General features: G+C 69.3%; 14 protein-coding genes and 2 tRNA genes. 11 read left to right on the top strand and 5 right to left on the bottom strand.

Annotation, left to right across the window (positions count from 1 at the left end):
* Nucleotides 1–74 precede the first annotated feature (74 nt).
* The 3 genes from ACLQ3F_RS28485 to ACLQ3F_RS28495 all read left to right on the top strand — a co-directional run bounded on the left by ACLQ3F_RS28485 (nt 75) and on the right by ACLQ3F_RS28495 (nt 4,282).
* On the top strand, nt 75–2,189 hold the full coding sequence (locus tag ACLQ3F_RS28485) for a ThuA domain-containing protein (RefSeq protein WP_355009786.1): 2,115 nt from the start codon (nt 75–77) through the stop codon (nt 2,187–2,189).
* A gap of 370 nt (nt 2,190–2,559) precedes the next feature.
* On the top strand, nt 2,560–3,063 hold the full coding sequence (locus ACLQ3F_RS28490) for a sensor histidine kinase (RefSeq protein WP_357260071.1): 504 nt from the start codon (nt 2,560–2,562) through the stop codon (nt 3,061–3,063).
* Between the two features lie 211 nt (nt 3,064–3,274).
* Nucleotides 3,275–4,282, top strand: a complete 1,008-nt coding sequence (locus tag ACLQ3F_RS28495) for a sugar phosphate isomerase/epimerase family protein (RefSeq protein WP_355009784.1) — start codon at nt 3,275–3,277, stop codon at nt 4,280–4,282.
* Between the two features lie 64 nt (nt 4,283–4,346).
* Here ACLQ3F_RS28495 and ACLQ3F_RS28500 read toward each other — a convergent pair whose 3' ends face one another.
* Complete coding sequence (locus tag ACLQ3F_RS28500; protein ID WP_269682837.1) at nt 4,347–4,751, bottom strand: hypothetical protein; 405 nt, start codon at nt 4,749–4,751, stop codon at nt 4,347–4,349.
* A gap of 294 nt (nt 4,752–5,045) precedes the next feature.
* On the opposite strand from ACLQ3F_RS28500, the gene ACLQ3F_RS28505 reads away from it, so the two are divergent.
* From ACLQ3F_RS28505 to ACLQ3F_RS28520, 4 genes are all read left to right on the top strand, one after another.
* Nucleotides 5,046–5,118: transfer RNA gene (locus ACLQ3F_RS28505), tRNA-Asn, on the top strand.
* Nucleotides 5,119–5,365: 247 nt separating this feature from the next.
* A complete protein-coding gene (locus ACLQ3F_RS28510) occupies nt 5,366–7,483 on the top strand; it encodes an MMPL family transporter (RefSeq protein WP_425852532.1) in 2,118 nt (705 codons plus the stop codon).
* Nucleotides 7,473–8,711 (top strand): NAD(P)/FAD-dependent oxidoreductase, encoded by a 1,239-nt coding sequence (locus ACLQ3F_RS28515; RefSeq protein ID WP_425852534.1) that lies wholly within the window; start codon nt 7,473–7,475, stop codon nt 8,709–8,711. The genes ACLQ3F_RS28510 and ACLQ3F_RS28515 overlap by 11 nt, the downstream gene beginning before the upstream one ends.
* A gap of 122 nt (nt 8,712–8,833) precedes the next feature.
* Nucleotides 8,834–8,910 (top strand) — tRNA-Ile (locus ACLQ3F_RS28520).
* Between the two features lie 116 nt (nt 8,911–9,026).
* On the opposite strand, the gene ACLQ3F_RS28525 is transcribed toward ACLQ3F_RS28520, so the two are convergent.
* A complete protein-coding gene (locus tag ACLQ3F_RS28525; protein ID WP_425852536.1) occupies nt 9,027–9,626 on the bottom strand; it encodes a TetR/AcrR family transcriptional regulator in 600 nt (199 codons plus the stop codon).
* Nucleotides 9,627–9,720: 94 nt separating this feature from the next.
* On the opposite strand from ACLQ3F_RS28525, the gene ACLQ3F_RS28530 reads away from it, so the two are divergent.
* On the top strand, nt 9,721–10,467 hold the full coding sequence (locus tag ACLQ3F_RS28530) for an SDR family NAD(P)-dependent oxidoreductase (RefSeq protein WP_425852538.1): 747 nt from the start codon (nt 9,721–9,723) through the stop codon (nt 10,465–10,467).
* A gap of 258 nt (nt 10,468–10,725) precedes the next feature.
* Here the strand turns inward: ACLQ3F_RS28530 and ACLQ3F_RS28535 are convergent, their stop codons facing one another.
* A complete protein-coding gene (locus ACLQ3F_RS28535) occupies nt 10,726–11,070 on the bottom strand; it encodes a hypothetical protein (protein ID WP_357196114.1) in 345 nt (114 codons plus the stop codon).
* 603 nt (nt 11,071–11,673) lie between these two features.
* Between ACLQ3F_RS28535 and ACLQ3F_RS28540 the strand changes: the two genes are divergently transcribed.
* Nucleotides 11,674–12,348, top strand: coding sequence for a cytidylate kinase family protein (locus tag ACLQ3F_RS28540; protein ID WP_425852540.1), 675 nt, complete (start codon nt 11,674–11,676; stop codon nt 12,346–12,348).
* Between the two features lie 38 nt (nt 12,349–12,386).
* Here the strand turns inward: ACLQ3F_RS28540 and ACLQ3F_RS28545 are convergent, their stop codons facing one another.
* Nucleotides 12,387–12,836, bottom strand: coding sequence for a hypothetical protein (locus ACLQ3F_RS28545; protein WP_425852542.1), 450 nt, complete (start codon nt 12,834–12,836; stop codon nt 12,387–12,389).
* A 120-nt stretch (nt 12,837–12,956) separates the two neighbouring features.
* On the opposite strand from ACLQ3F_RS28545, the gene ACLQ3F_RS28550 reads away from it, so the two are divergent.
* Nucleotides 12,957–13,505, top strand: coding sequence for a hypothetical protein (locus ACLQ3F_RS28550; RefSeq protein ID WP_425852544.1), 549 nt, complete (start codon nt 12,957–12,959; stop codon nt 13,503–13,505).
* 16 nt (nt 13,506–13,521) lie between these two features.
* Nucleotides 13,522–14,049 (top strand): hypothetical protein, encoded by a 528-nt coding sequence (locus ACLQ3F_RS28555; RefSeq protein WP_425852546.1) that lies wholly within the window; start codon nt 13,522–13,524, stop codon nt 14,047–14,049.
* Between the two features lie 34 nt (nt 14,050–14,083).
* Here ACLQ3F_RS28555 and ACLQ3F_RS28560 read toward each other — a convergent pair whose 3' ends face one another.
* Nucleotides 14,084–14,536, bottom strand: coding sequence for a hypothetical protein (locus ACLQ3F_RS28560; protein ID WP_425852548.1), 453 nt, complete (start codon nt 14,534–14,536; stop codon nt 14,084–14,086).
* Between the last annotated feature and the right edge of the window lie 11 nt (nt 14,537–14,547).

Consider the following 14,547-nt stretch of genomic DNA (forward strand, 5'->3'; position numbering starts at 1 on the left):
CTGACAGGTGGGGGCCCCTCGGCACGCCTAGTGTGAGGCGAGGGGCCCCTCCTAACCGCAGTTAGGAGAGCGATATGCGCAGACGTCTGCGACCCGTCCTCGGTGCGGCAATGGCCGCACTCGCCGTCATCGCCTGCACCACCCCAGCCACCCCGGCCAGCGCCGCCGACGCCCCGTACGACGTGTTGGTCTTCTCCAAGACCGCCGGTTTCCGGCACGACGCGATCCCGGTCGGCATCCAGACCATCCGGGACCTGGGCGCGGCGAACAACTTCACCGTCACCGCGACCGAGGACGCCGCCGCGTTCACCACGAGCAACCTCAACCAGTACGAGGCTGTCGTCTTCCTCAACACCACCGGCGACGTGCTCAACGCCAGCCAGCAGACCGCCTTCGAGTCGTACATCGGCTCCGGCCGCGGATACGTGGGTGTGCACGCCGCAGCCGACACCGAGTACGACTGGCCGTTCTACGGCAACCTCGTCGGGGCGTGGTTCGCCTCGCACCCCGCTATCCAGCAGGCCAACATGAAGGTGGAGGACCGGGGCCACGCGGCCACCGCTCACCTGCCGCAGACCTGGACCCGCACCGACGAGTGGTACAACTACCGCACCAACGCCCGGTCGAGCGCCCACGTGCTGGCCACCCTCGACGAGTCGTCGTACTCCGGCGGCGGAATGGGCGCCGACCACCCGCTGAGCTGGTGCAAGAGCTACAGCGGCGGCCGGTCCTTCTACACTGGCGCGGGGCACACCCAGGCGTCGTACGCGGAGTCGGGTTTCCGGAACCACCTGCTCGGCGGCATCCGGTACGCCTCCGGTCGGAGCAAGGCCGACTGCCGACCCGAGACCGGCTACACCCCGCTGTTCAACGGCTCGACGGCCGGTTGGTCACAGGCCGGCCCGGGCAGCTTCACCAACACCGACGCCACCCTGACCTCGGTCGGCGGCATGGGGCTGTACTGGTACAACGCGAAGCAGTTCACCAACTACTCGCTGAAGATGGACTGGAAGCTGGCCGGTGACGACAACTCCGGCATCTTCATCGGGTTCCCTCCGTCGAGTGACCCGTGGTCGGCGGTCGACAACGGTTACGAGATCCAGATCGACGCCACCGACGCGACCGACCGCACCACCGGCGCGGTCTACACCTACAAGTCCGCCGACATCGCCGCCCGCGACGCGGCGCTGAACGCGCCGGGGGAGTGGAACACCTACGAGCTGCTGGTCGAGGGCGAGCGGCTACAGATCTTCCTCAACGGGGTGAAGATCAACGACTTCACCAACACCAACCCGGTACGGTCGCTGGCCGGTCACATCGGTATCCAGAACCACGGCACCGGTGACGACGCCTCCTTCCGCAACATCCGGATCAAGGAACTGGGCGGCACCCCGCCGCCGACCGGGAACACCACGATCCAGGCCGAGGCGTTCAGCTCGGCCAACGGGGTCTCCGCGTTCACCAAGGCGGGCGCCAACGGCGGGCAGACCCTCGGCTACATCGAGCCGGGTGACTGGGCCGCGTACAACGGGGTCAACCTGGCCGGGGTCACCTCGTTCACGGCGCGGGTCGTCTCCGGCGGCGCTGGTGGCGCCATCCAGGTGCGCACGGGTTCGGCCACCGGCCCGGTGCTCGGCACTGTCGCGGTGCCGAACACCGGCAGCTGGAGCACCTACGCCAACGTCTCCGCGGCGCTGTCCAACGTCCCGTCCAGCACCCAGAACCTCTACCTCACCTTCACCGGTAGCGGCACGGGGCTCTTCGACCTGGACGACTTCACCCTGGTCAAGGGTGGAGGTGGCACGAACGGGGTGGGCCCGATCAAGGGTCTGGCCGGCAAGTGCCTGGACGTGCGCAACGGTGGCACCGCCGACGGCACCCAGATCCAGCTCTACACCTGCAACGGCAGCGCCTCGCAGACCTGGACCGTGACGCCGAACTCGACGATCAAGGCGCTCGGCAAGTGCCTGGACGTCAACGGCAGCGGCACCGCCGACGGCACCAAGATCCAGCTCTGGACCTGCAACGGCAGCGGCGCACAGAACTGGGCTGCCGCGTCCGACGGCACGCTGCGCAACCCGTCGTCGGGCAAGTGCCTGGATGTCTCCGGCAACAACTCCGCCGACAGCACCGCCGTGCACCTCTGGACCTGCCTCAACGCGGCCAACCAGAAGTGGACCCTGCCCTGACCGACTGACCCCGGAGGGGCCGCGGCTCACGTCGTCGGCCCCTCCGGGCCGGCCGGCGTGCCCGGCCGACGTGCCCGGTTGGCGTCCCCCGTCAGCCAGTTGCGTCGGCAAAGGGCGACGAGCGGTGTCTTCAACGAGCGTGATGCCTCTGAGTCATCCTGATGACTCAGAGGCATCACGCTCGCACCGATTCGTCCGCCGGTTGCCATCCCGCCAGCCCGCCGTTTACGCGGGGGTGCGCGGGGTTGTTGGGGAGGCCGGAGCCCTGGTGCAGGGCTGGTCCCCGCACCGCTGCCGGCGCACTCGGATGCAGGCACATTGCGTGGATGCCGCCGACCGGCTCACAGGTGGCTGCCGTACCTTGACCTGCATGGGGTTGTTCGCGCAGTGGCGCGGGACGGTGCTGGCGCGAGGCCATCAGCTGCTCGGTGCGCTGGGCCGGGCCGACGAGCCCGACGACCCGTCCGAGCCGGCGCCCAGCCTGAACCGCCTCGACGCGCTGGTGGAGGGCTTCACCGCCGGTCAACCGGTGCGGTGGACCATGGCCGGGCAGCCCCGTCCGCTACCCGGCCCGGTCGACGTCGTGGCGTACCGGATCATCGAGGAAGCGCTGACCAACGCCTGCCGGCACGCGCCGGGCGCCCCGGTCGGGGTCCGCCTGCGCTACGACGCCGCGGGCATCAGCATCGAGGTCCGCGACGAGGGCGCCGGTCCCGCTCCGTCCGGCGGCGGCACCCAGGGCGCCGGTCGGGGTCTGCTCGGGGTACGCAGGCGCGCCGAGCGGCTCGGCGGCACGTTTTCCGCCGGCCCGCGTGCCGGTGGTGGCTTCACCGTACGGGCTGTCCTGCCCGCGCCTGAGGAAATGATCGGATGATCGGCCGACTGCGGGGCTTCCCCGATGGGGTACTGCGGAAATAGGGTGGGGGTCGGCGACCGTGCTGGTGGCCGGTGACCCGGTGGGAGGCGCAACCCGCCGGGCTCAGGTGTGCTCCGCACCCACCGGTGACCGTTCGGGTGCCACGCACGTCCGGTCACCCTCGCCCCGGTCCGCACAGGAATCCCCATCACATCAGGGGAGAAGGACAATGGCGCGACCCATCACGCTCTTCACCGGCCAGTGGGCCGATCTTCCGTTCGAGGAGGTCTGCCGGCTCGCCTCCGAGTGGGGCTACGACGGTCTGGAGATCGCCTGCTGGGGCGACCACTTCGAGGTCGACAAGGCGCTCGCCGACGACTCGTACGTCGAGCGCAAGAAGGAAACCCTCGCGAAGCACAACCTTGAGGTCTTCACGATCTCCAACCACCTGGTCGGTCAGGCGGTCTGCGACCACCCGATCGACGAGCGGCACCAGGACATCCTGCCCGGCCGCATCTGGGGCGACGGGGAGCCCGAAGGGGTTCGCCAGCGGGCCGCCGAGGAGATCAAGGACACCGCGCGGGCGGCGGCGAAGCTCGGAGTGAAGACTGTCGTCGGCTTCACCGGTTCGTCGATCTGGCACACCCTCGCGATGTTCCCGCCGGTGCCGCCGTCGATGATCGAGCGCGGCTACCAGGACTTCGCCGACCGGTGGAACCCCATCCTCGACGTGTTCGACGAGGTGGGAGTGCGGTTCGCGCACGAGGTGCACCCCAGTGAGATCGCGTACGACTACTGGACGACGAAGCGGACGCTGGAGGCGATCGGCAACCGGCCCGCGTTCGGTCTGAACTGGGACCCGTCGCACTTCGTGTGGCAGGAGCTGGACCCGGTGAACTTCATCTTCGACTTCGCCGACCGGATCTACCACGTGGACTGCAAGGACGCGAAGGTGCGTACCGGCGATGGCCGGCGTGGCCGGCTCGCCTCGCACCTGCCCTGGGCCGACCTGCGGCGCGGGTGGGACTTCGTCTCCACCGGCCACGGCGACGTGCCCTGGGAGGACTGCTTCCGCGCGTTGAACGCGATCGGCTACACCGGCCCGATCTCGGTCGAGTGGGAAGACGCCGGAATGGACCGGCTGGTCGGCGCTCCGGAGGCGTTGCAGTTCGTCCGCCGGCTCGCCTTCGACGCACCGAGCGCCGCCTTCGACGCGGCGTTCAGCAGCAAGGACTGACCGCGCGTCGGACAGACCACGGGCCGGTCGCCTTGCGGCGACCGGCCCGTCGACGTGCGATTGGTCAGAGCGTGCTGGCGTTCGTTCCCGAGCCGGACGGCTTGGTGCGGGGGTTCGTGGACGACGGCGACCCGGAGGTCGTGCCGACCGTGCTGGTGCCCGCCTTGGCGCCCACAGTGGCGGGCGTGCCGGCGAACGCGTCGTCGGCGGCGGTCAGCTCCTGCTTGCCGGTGCTGCCGTTGCCGTTGCCCAGCTTCTCGCCCAGTTTGGTCTGGCCGAGCTTGTCCTTGCCCTCGCTGTAGAGCTTGTTGGCCTGGGCCTGCGCCACCCCGGCCGCCTCCTGGACGGTCGGGTGGTCAAGCACCTTGCGGCCCCGGACCACGAGCTCTTCGTACTTCTCCCGGCCGGCACGGGCGCCCAGGACGAATCCCGCAGCCAGCCCGCCAAGAAACATGATCTTTCCGCGCATGGCGGCTCCTTCCGTACCTGACGCGCCGTCGCCCCGGCGAGTTGCCCCGTCGGAAGGCGACCTGTTCGCGCCTGCGTCCTCTGTCCGCAGCTAACTACCCATCCTGCTCCCCGCTCAAGCATGGTTGTGCCGGGATGGCGATTTACCCTGTTTGTCAATGCGTCGCGGACCCTGACCTGCGCCTCTTGATCAACCGGCGCCGGGGTGGAACCCACTGGACCGCCACCGGGGAAAGTCCTGTACTCTTGTCCCGTCGCACGGCGTCGGCGAGATCCGATGTCAGGCGGTGCACGATCCCCTGTAGCTCAATTGGCAGAGCAGCCGGCTGTTAACCGGCAGGTTATTGGTTCGAGTCCAATCGGGGGAGCTTCTCCACCCAGCGCCCGTCGGCCCCAGGCCGACGGGCGTTCTTCGTATCTGCCCCCCATCCGCAGAATTGATCATGCAGTTGTGGTGCCGGGTGCACAGTGCTTTGCGCATGTCATCCACCACCACAACTCCTTGATCGACGCTGACGGTATGCCGGATTCACACCGTCTCGATGGGTTTCGGCGGCAGGATGGGCGATGGTGGCCGCGCTCAGAGCGCGTCGAACCTTGGGGTGTGAGGGGCGGATGTCCGGACGAGGCGGCAGGGCCACGCTGATCGCGGTGGCGGTCGTGCTGGCCTGGTTGGTGATCGGCGGCGTGTCCGGCCCGTACGCGGGACGCCTCAGCGAGGTCGCCACCAACGACAACGCCGCCTTCCTGCCCACCGACGCCGAGGCGACCCGAGCCCAGGACCTGGCCAGCGAGTTCGTCGACAGGCAGACCATCCCGGCTCTGGTCGTCTACGAGCGGCCCACCGGGATCACCGACGCGGACCGGCAACGGGTGAGCGCCGACGCCGCCCGGTTCGCCCAGATCCCCGGAGTGGTCACCCCACTGCCCCCGCCCATCCCGAGCGACGACGGCCAGGCACTCCAGGTCGTCGTACCGGTGGACGACGCCGAGGGCGAGGAGATCGGCACTGTCGTCGAGCAACTGCGCGACATCACCGGCGGAGACCGGGACGGCCTCACCGTGGACGTCTCCGGCCCGGCCGGTCTGCTCGCCGACCTGATCGAGGTCTTCTCCGCCATCGACGGACCACTGCTGCTGGTCACCCTGGTCGTAGTGCTTGTCATCCTGCTGGTCGTCTACCGCAGCCCGGTCCTGTGGATCTTCCCGCTGCTCGCCGCCGGGATGTCGTACGCCCTCGCCTCGGTCTTCGTCTACCTGCTCGCCGACGCGGACGTGGTCAAGCTCAACGGGCAGGCCCAGGGCATCCTCACAGTGCTGGTCTTCGGCGCCGGCACCGACTACGCGCTGCTGCTGATCGCCCGCTACCGGGAGGAACTGCACCGGCACGAGCGCCCATGGGACGCCATGAAGGCCGCCTGGAAGGGCGCCGCTCCGGCCATCATCGCGTCCGGCGGCACCGTCATCGTCAGCCTGCTCTGCCTGCTGCTGTCCAGCCTCAACTCCAACCGGGCGCTCGGACCGGTCGCCGCCATCGGCATCGCCGCCACCCTGCTGGTGATGCTCACCTTCCTACCCGCGCTGCTGGTGCTCGGCGGACGGTGGGCGTTCTGGCCCCGACGACCCCGAGCCGACCAGGCCGACCCTCGGGCCGAACACGGCATCTGGAGCCGCGTCGCCGGCTTCGTCGCCCGGCACGCCCGCCCGATCTGGCTGAGCACCGCCGTCGTGCTGGCCCTGCTGACCCTCGGCCTCACCCAGCTCGGCGCCACCACCCTCGGCCAGTCCGACCTGTTCACCCAGCGCACCGACTCGGTCGACGGTCAGGAGGTGATCTCCCGGCACTACCCGGCCGGCACCGGCAGCCCGGCCACCATCTTCACCACCGAGCAGACCGCCCGACAGATCGCCCAGGTGGCGAAGGATGTGCCCGGGGTCGCCGACGTCCGCCCCCTCACCGCCGGCCCGCAGACCGGCCCATCCCAGGAGAACGCCGCTCCGAAGGTCGTCGACGGGCGGGTGCAACTGGAGGCGACCCTGGCCGACCCACCAGACAGCGACGGCGCCGAGCGGACAATCCGCGAGCTGCGGGTGGCCGTACACCAGGTGCCCGGCGCGGACGCGGTCGTCGGCGGCTTCACCGCGATCAACGTGGACACCTCGGACGCCGCGAAGCGCGACCAGAACGTCATCATCCCGGTGGTGCTGGTGGTCATCGCTGTCATCCTGGCCCTGCTGCTGCGCGCGCTGCTCGCCCCGCTGCTGCTGATCGCCACGGTGCTGCTCAGCTTCGCGGCGACCCTCGGACTCTGCGCGCTGCTGTTCCGCCACGTCTTCGACTTCCCCGGCGTGGACTCGTCGTTCCCGCTGTTCGCGTTCGTCTTCCTGGTCGCGCTCGGCATCGACTACAACATCTTCCTGATGAGCCGCGTCCGCGAAGAGTCGGTCAAGCGCGGTACCCGCGCCGGAGTGCTCGCCGGCCTCGCCGTCACCGGCGGGGTGATCACCTCCGCCGGCATCGTGCTCGCCGCGACGTTCTCCGCCCTCGCCGTCCTGCCACTCGTGGTGCTCGTCGAGTTGGGTACGGCGGTCGCGATCGGGGTACTGATCGACACCATCATCGTCCGGTCGCTGCTGGTGCCCGCACTCGCGTACGACATCGGGCCGAAGATCTGGTGGCCGGGCCGGTTGTCCCGGGCGAACGGTGAGCGGGAGGCGCGCGGTGCTGGCTGAAACCGATGTGGTCATCGTCGGCGGCGGCCTGGCCGGCCTCGCCGCCGCCCGCCGGCTGCACCGCGCCGGCGTGCCCTGGCGGCTGGTGGAGGCCGAGGGTCGGCTCGGCGGCCGGGTCGCCACCGACGTGGTCGACGGTCACCTCATCGACCGGGGCTTCCAGGTGCTCAACACCGCCTACCCCCGGCTCGGCACGCTGCTCGACACCGACCAGCTCCACCTCGGCTACTTCACCTCCGGTGTGCTGGTCCGCAAGGGCGACAAGCTGCTGCGGCTGGTCAACCCGCTGCGCGAACCGACCGGCGGGCCCGGCACCGCGCTCGCCGGGGTCGGCTCCCTGCTCGACCGGCTGCGCTTCGCCGCCCTCGCCACCGGCTGCGCCACCCTCCCCGCGTCCCGGCTCCTCGACGCGCCGGAAACCAGCACCGAGACCGCGCTGCGCCGCGCCGGCCTCTCCGACGCCATCATCGAGGAGCTGCTGCGACCGTTCCTGTCCGGTGTGTTCATCGACCGGGAACTCTCCACCTCCAGCCACGTGCTGGCGATGGTGCTGCGCTCCTTCGCCCGCGGCCGGATTGGCCTGCCCGCCGAAGGAATGGCCGCGCTGCCCAGGGCCATCGCCGCGCCGCTCCCCGCCGACCTGCTCGACCTGAACACCCCGGTCGCCGAGGTCACCCCGGGCCGGGTCCGCACCCAGGCCGGCGACATCCACTGCCGGGCCGTCGTGGTCGCCGTCGACCCGCCCGCCGCGGCCACGCTGCTGCCAGCCCTTGCGACGGTACGCATGCACAGCTACACCACCTACTACCACAGCGCCCCTGAGCCGCCGCTCACCGAGCCGATCCTGCTCGTCGACGGCGACCGACGCGAACTCGTCGCCAACACCGTGGTGCTCAGCAACGCCGCCCCGACGTACGCGCCCACCGGGCGGCACCTCATCGCCACCTCGGTGGTCGGCCCGACGGCCCCACCCGAGCCGACCATCCGGGCCGAGTTGACCCGGTTGTACGGCCGCTCCACCGCCGGCTGGACCCACCTCACCACCATGGCCATTCCCGAAGCGCTACCAGTCGCGCCACCGCCGCAGGGACGGCTACGCAAGCCGGTGGCAATGGGGGAGGGCCTTTTCGTGGCCGGTGACCACCGGGACAGCCCATCGATCCAAGGTGCTCTCACCAGCGGCTGGCGCGCCGCCGGCGCCGTCCTGGACGAGCTGCGCGCCGACTGACGGTCGTACCCGAGCACGCTGTTATATTCCTGTTGCCCATCGTGCTGGCGCAGGCGTGGGCACCGGCCGGCTTCATGCTGGCTGCTGATCGCCGAGCGGGATAAGATCCGGCGCGGTGTTTCGGGGCGGTAGCTCAGCCGGTTAGAGCAGGGGACTCATAATCCCTCGGTCGCGGGTTCGAGCCCCGCCCGCCCCACCAGCCGTTTTGCTGGTCAGCCATGCTGCCTATGACCCGGACGGGACCGCGTCGAGGTCCGGACCAACGCTCTCAGTCCGCACCGAGTCCGCAGCCGCACGACCCGCCGCCCGGCCGGTTCAGCCGTCGTGGGGATCCGGTAGGAGTTGATTGGCGAGTGATCGTGCTGTGGCGGTGAGTGTCGCCGTGTCCATGCCGGTCCGGCTCATGAACAGCAGGCCTTGTTGCGCGGCCAGGAGTGCGCGCGCCAGTGCGATCGGATCCGCCTCCGCGGGTAGGTCGCCCTCGCGTTGGGCGCGGGCGACGCAGTCGCCGATCAGCGCGGTGGACGTCTCGTACGTGCGGTGGGCGTGATCGAGGACTTCGGGGTCGGCGTTGCCGAGTTCCAAGGTGCTGTTGGCCATCAGGCAGCCACGCCGTTCGCCGGCGCCGGTCGGGTCGCCGATCGGTGGCTCAAGGATCGTGCGTAGTGCGACCACGGCCTGCGGAGCTTCGGTGAGGGCTTTGCGCAGGTGGTCGTGGTTGTCGTCGGTGTAGCTGCGCAGCGCCCGGAGGAAAAGCCGGCGCTTGTCGCCGAACGCTGCGTACAGGCTGCCTTTGCCCAGCCCGCTGACCCGCATCAGGTCCTCCAACGAGGTCGCGGCGTAACCGGCGTTCCAGAACTGATCACGGACGGCGTTGAGCACCTGCTTCTCGTCGAACCCTCGCGGACGTGCCATGCGATCCAGGATACGGATCCTTGACCGTCCGGTCCACAATCCTTATGGTGGACCGGTCAGTCAATAACTCGTCGTACGCGGGAAGTGGGCAGCAGTGGGAAAGCTGGACAACAAGGTGGCGATCGTGACCGGCGGATCGCGGGGGATCGGCACCGCGATCGCGCTGGCCCTGGCCGACGAGGGAGCCGACGTCGCAATCAGCTACGTGGCCGCGGAGGATCGGGCCAAGGCCGTGGTCTCCGACCTGGAGGCGAAGGGAGTGCGCGCGGCAGCGTTCCGGGCCGACCAGACGGACGTGACGCAGGCGACCGCCCTGATCCACCAGGTGGTCGAGCAGTTCGGAAAGCTCGACATCCTGGTCAACAACGTGGGAATCGGTGGTGGTGGCCGCATCGACGAGGTCGATCCCGATGAGGCCGCCATCGAGCGCCAGCTCACCGCCAACTACAGGAGCCCGGCGGCCGCGATCCGGGAGGCGTTGCCGCTGCTGCCGGATGACGGGCGGATCATCAGTATCAGCTCGGGTGTGGGAATGCGGGCCGGGTTCCCCGGGATGGCGTACTACACGGCGACGAAGTCGGCCATCGAGGGCTTCAGCCGGGGCGTGGCCCGCGATCTGGCGGGCCGGGGTGTCACGGTCAACGTCATCCAGTCCGGATTCGTCGACACCGACGCCAACCCGGCTGACGGCCCGGCCGCAGCCATGTTCCTTCCGACGACGTCGATGGGGCGCTACGGCAGGGGGGAGGAGATCGCCGCGGGCGTCGTCTTCCTGGCCAGCCCGGAGGCCTCCTACGTCACCGGCGCAGTACTCCGGATCGACGGCGGATACGGCGCCTAGTTCGAACTCCAACCTGTGGCCGGGCGATATCGACCCCCGGCCGATCACGACGACGGCCCTCGGTCGAGGCAGGTCATGTAGGAGCTTTGCTGCACCCGTCCGATGCTGGCGGGCGACGGGACCACCGGCACCTGCGCAGGCGCCGGTGGTCTCGGACCGGCACCGAACAGAGGTTGCCGTTGAAGTCGACACCTGGGAAGCCGGCATCAACGTCCCGGGCAACCAGATGTCCGCAGACGACAAGCGGCGGGCGGTGTGTCAGGACCAGCGGAACATCCGCACTGGCAGGAGTACGAGAACGACTGTCGCAGCGACGGCCAGCAGAATGCGCACCGTGCGAAGACCTCGCCACCATGGAATGACCCAGAGCAGCAACCACATGACGCCTGAGATGAGCACATGTAAGCCGGCCACCCCGAGGATGGTCTCCTCGCACATGTTGTCTGCTATGGCCTCCTTGCACAGCGCCGGTGGACCGTTGCGGTCCCCGAGGCTTCCCAACACCCCGGCGAGGCAGGCCAACACTGGAGCGGCTATCAGGGTGAACAGCGGCGTCACCAACCACCCGGCCAGATCACGATGCCGGTCCACTAGCCGTCCCACTGGCAGAACGCTACAGCCGGACATCGGCACTTCTCAAGCTGACGATTCGGGCCCCGCGCCAACGGCAGGACGGCCGTCGGAGGTGGCACAACGTCGGCGTCTTCCTCACCGAGGTGGACCGTGATTTTGCTTGTGGGCGCCGCCATCCCGGCGTCGATGATGTTCGCGAATGGTCCATCCGTTGCCACCGGGTTGATAGGCGTACTTCTTCTCACCGAGGATGGTGCGTCAGGGCTGCTTCAGATCGTTGGTGCGGCAGTCATCGTCGGCCTGTTGCTGGTACCCGCGTCGTCCCGCCGGTGGTTTCACGACTTGCCGGCGGAGGGGTAGCGCCGGCCAGACGTTCGGTCCCTGAGCGGTGTCGTAGCCGCCTGTTACGGTGCCCCTCAGTTGGCCGGTCAGAGCAACCCACATGGGACAGCGCGGCTACGGGGGGCGGGCACTGGTAGGTCCCCGGAGTGATCCCGGGACTGAATATGGGACACCGCGACCCGCCCCCGCCACGCACACCACGAGCCCGGAGTAGAAGACCGTGCTGTGACCGACTTCGATGGGGCGCAAATCCGGCCGACCGGCGAGCGGTGACGTGAGGAGGGGCAGGACATGGTTCACGGCACCCGCGACGAGCTGCTCGACCGCTTGGCTGAGGCGGTTGGCGCCGTCACGGTCGCCCACCCGACGCGGGTTGCCATCGACGGGCCGCCGGCCGCAGGCAAGACCACCCTCGCCGACGAGTTGGCCGTCGTCCTGCGCGCACAGGGACGCGAGGTCATCCGCGCCACGATCGACGACTTCCTCTTCCCTCGGGCGCAGCGCTATCCGCGCGGCGAGTTCTCGGCCGAAGGCTGCTACCACGACACCCACGACTATCAGGCGCTGAAGCGGGTTCTACTCGACCCGCTGGGGCCGGACGGAGATCGACGCTTCCAACCCGCGGTCTACGACAGCGCGACGGATGCCGTGCTGTCCCCGCCGGTCGTGACTGCCCCGGCCGACGCCGTGCTCGTCTTCGACGGCGTCTTCCTGCTGCGCCCGGAACTGGTCGACCGGTGGGAGCTGCGCGTCTTCGTGTCGACGGCACTGGAGAAGACCGTGGACCGTGCCGTGGTCCGGGAGCGCCGGGTGTCGACCCGGGCCGACGTCGAACGGCGCTGGCGGGAGCGTTACATCCCCTCCCAGCACCTCTACCTCGCTACGGCCCAGCCGACCCAGCACGCCGACATCGTCGTGCACAACGACGAGACTCAGCGGCCGGTCTGGGAGATACGGACGCACTGACCGCACTCATTCCGTCGAGCGCACAGTGGGCGGCCACATTACCCACGGTCGACGTACTGACCAAACGGTTCGACGGATCCGTCCCAACCGTTCCAACCCTGTTGGGTCACCTGCCCGTCCGCGTAGGTGTAGGACCAGCGGGCACCGTCCTCGCCTTCGATGTGGACAGTTCCGGAGCGAACGAACGGCGCGATCGCGACGTAGAAGGCGATGGCCTGGTACGACCACTTGGGGTCACCCTCGTCGTCATGATCGAATTCGATCCAGTCGCCGTCGCGGACGATCGAGGCTCTGGCCTCGCACGCTATGTCGACAAGCGTGTCATCCGACGGAGACCCATCGGGTTTGTACCAACCAGCCTGTTCGGCCATGGCGGCCTTGGCGGCGGCGACCGCGGCGGCGTCGTCCGACTCTGGTAGGTGCAGACGGCCTGACGGCCACACCGTATATCCCACGATGGGCATCCTACGACTGTCGATGTTCTTCACGTCGAGGCCGTTGTCCGGCGGGTGGAAGACGGCGAGCTGACAGGGTAGGCATTCGGTCTCCCCGAGGCGCTGGTGCGTCGGCGCTACCGTGAGTGCGTCACACCCACCGAGGAGCGCCGCATGACCGCCGCACCGCGCAGGGCCGTACGCCGGGGTCTCATCGTCCTTCTCGTTCTGCTGGCGGTCTCCGGCTGGACCTATGTCGCCATCGGTGACCGGTGGAAGAGCAACGTCGCCTTCTTCACCCTCGACGAGGGCGACAACTACCGGCTCCGGGTCACCGGTTCGTTCGATGTCCGTTGCGCCAAACTTGAGCGGGAGACGTTCTCCGACCCGTACGTCAACTGGCGGGAGGCGGGTAAGGACTGCGCCTGGCCCCGGGTGGCTGACGGCGACGGCTGGCTGGCCGGTGGGCGGGTCGAGCAGGTCCATTCGGAACGTCTGGGCCGGCGCCTGCCGGAGGCGATCCTCTACGGCATCGTGCCGGCCGCCGCCACGTCGATCCAGATCACCCTTGGCGACGGGACGCCACGCGAGGCGACCACCATCGCATCGGGTCACGACGCCTACCGGGTCTACGCCGTGTACGTACCCGATGCGGGCGACCGGGTCGAGGTCGTGTCGCTGCGGCTGCACGACGCGCAAGGCGGTGATCTGGTTGTCTACTAGCCGTTTCCGTTCCGTGGTGGCTGCCGTGGTGGTGTTCGGTGGTCTTGCCGTGGTCGGCGGCCTCACCTGGGAGGGCTGGGACGGGCGGCGGCCGAGCGTCACCGGTCCCCGGTTACTCACCGAAGGCACGACGGGCGGCGTGCACTGGTCGGTGGTCCAGGTTCGGGAAAGCACCTGGGGCGAGTGTCTCTACCTGCGTCAGGACGGCGCGACAGTGGAACGCGCCTGCACCGAGTCCGGAGTTCTGCAGAACTACGAACTCAGCGTCCGTACGCTCCGCGGCGCCGCCGCCCCGATCATCTTCGGCATGCTTCCCGCCGCTGCCGCCCGAGCCGAGGTGGCCGCGGACGGCGGCGATGTCCAGGCCCGCTTCCGCAACGCCGAACTGGTGCCGCTCGAGGTCCACGGCTCCGACGGGTCCAGGCGCTTCGTGATGCAGGCCGCACCAACCGGCCCGGACTGGGCTGGCAAGAACTCGGTGTCGGTTGCCGTTCAGGACGCGGCGGGTCGGCCGCTCACCCCCCGCGACAGACGGTCCCGGTAGTCGCCGGGCATGCGACGACAGCCGTCCGGCGCGTTCAGCCGATGTGCAGCAGCAACACCTGGTGGTCGCTGAGGTCGGAGACGCAGTCGCGCAACAGCCTCAGCCCGTCCAGCCCGGCCGGGCCACTCTCCTCGAAGTCCATCCCCATCTCGGCGAAGTGGGCTGCCAGATCCTCCGCGCGGTGCCCGCCGGGATCGAGCTGATCCAGTAACCCTGGTGCGGGAGTGATGAGCGTGGTCAGGCCGTACGCGCTGTTGATGGCCTCCGACTCGGCGTTGAGCTCCGGCGGATCCAGGTCGATGCCGCGCTCCTCCAGATAGGTCAGGACGTACAGCATGCAGTAGCCGGACCAGTCGTACTCCTGCCGCGCCCTGCGCCCGTGTGCGGCCAGGTACGCGCGGAACGACGACGGCGATGTGCGGGCCAGGCGCGCCAGCTCAAGGATGCTGTCCCTGGGGACCACTGTCAGTGACGCGATGGCGGACAACGCATCCTCCG

It is taken from the genome of Micromonospora sp. DT15 (assembly GCF_049841475.1).
In the GTDB taxonomy this organism is placed as follows: Bacteria; Actinomycetota; Actinomycetes; order Mycobacteriales; family Micromonosporaceae; genus Micromonospora.

Excerpts from the sequence above, each read along its gene's own strand:
- ACLQ3F_RS28485 (WP_355009786.1), top strand. The coding sequence starts at position 75 with ATGCGCAGACGTCTGCGACCCGTCCTCGGTGCGGCAATGGCCGCACTC.
- ACLQ3F_RS28490 (WP_357260071.1), top strand. The coding sequence starts at position 2,560 with ATGGGGTTGTTCGCGCAGTGGCGCGGGACGGTGCTGGCGCGAGGCCAT.
- ACLQ3F_RS28495 (WP_355009784.1), top strand. The coding sequence starts at position 3,275 with ATGGCGCGACCCATCACGCTCTTCACCGGCCAGTGGGCCGATCTTCCG.
- ACLQ3F_RS28500 (WP_269682837.1), bottom strand. The coding sequence starts at position 4,751 with ATGCGCGGAAAGATCATGTTTCTTGGCGGGCTGGCTGCGGGATTCGTC.
- ACLQ3F_RS28510 (WP_425852532.1), top strand. The coding sequence starts at position 5,366 with ATGTCCGGACGAGGCGGCAGGGCCACGCTGATCGCGGTGGCGGTCGTG.
- ACLQ3F_RS28525 (WP_425852536.1), bottom strand. The coding sequence starts at position 9,626 with ATGGCACGTCCGCGAGGGTTCGACGAGAAGCAGGTGCTCAACGCCGTC.
- ACLQ3F_RS28540 (WP_425852540.1), top strand. The coding sequence starts at position 11,674 with ATGGTTCACGGCACCCGCGACGAGCTGCTCGACCGCTTGGCTGAGGCG.
- ACLQ3F_RS28550 (WP_425852544.1), top strand. The coding sequence starts at position 12,957 with ATGACCGCCGCACCGCGCAGGGCCGTACGCCGGGGTCTCATCGTCCTT.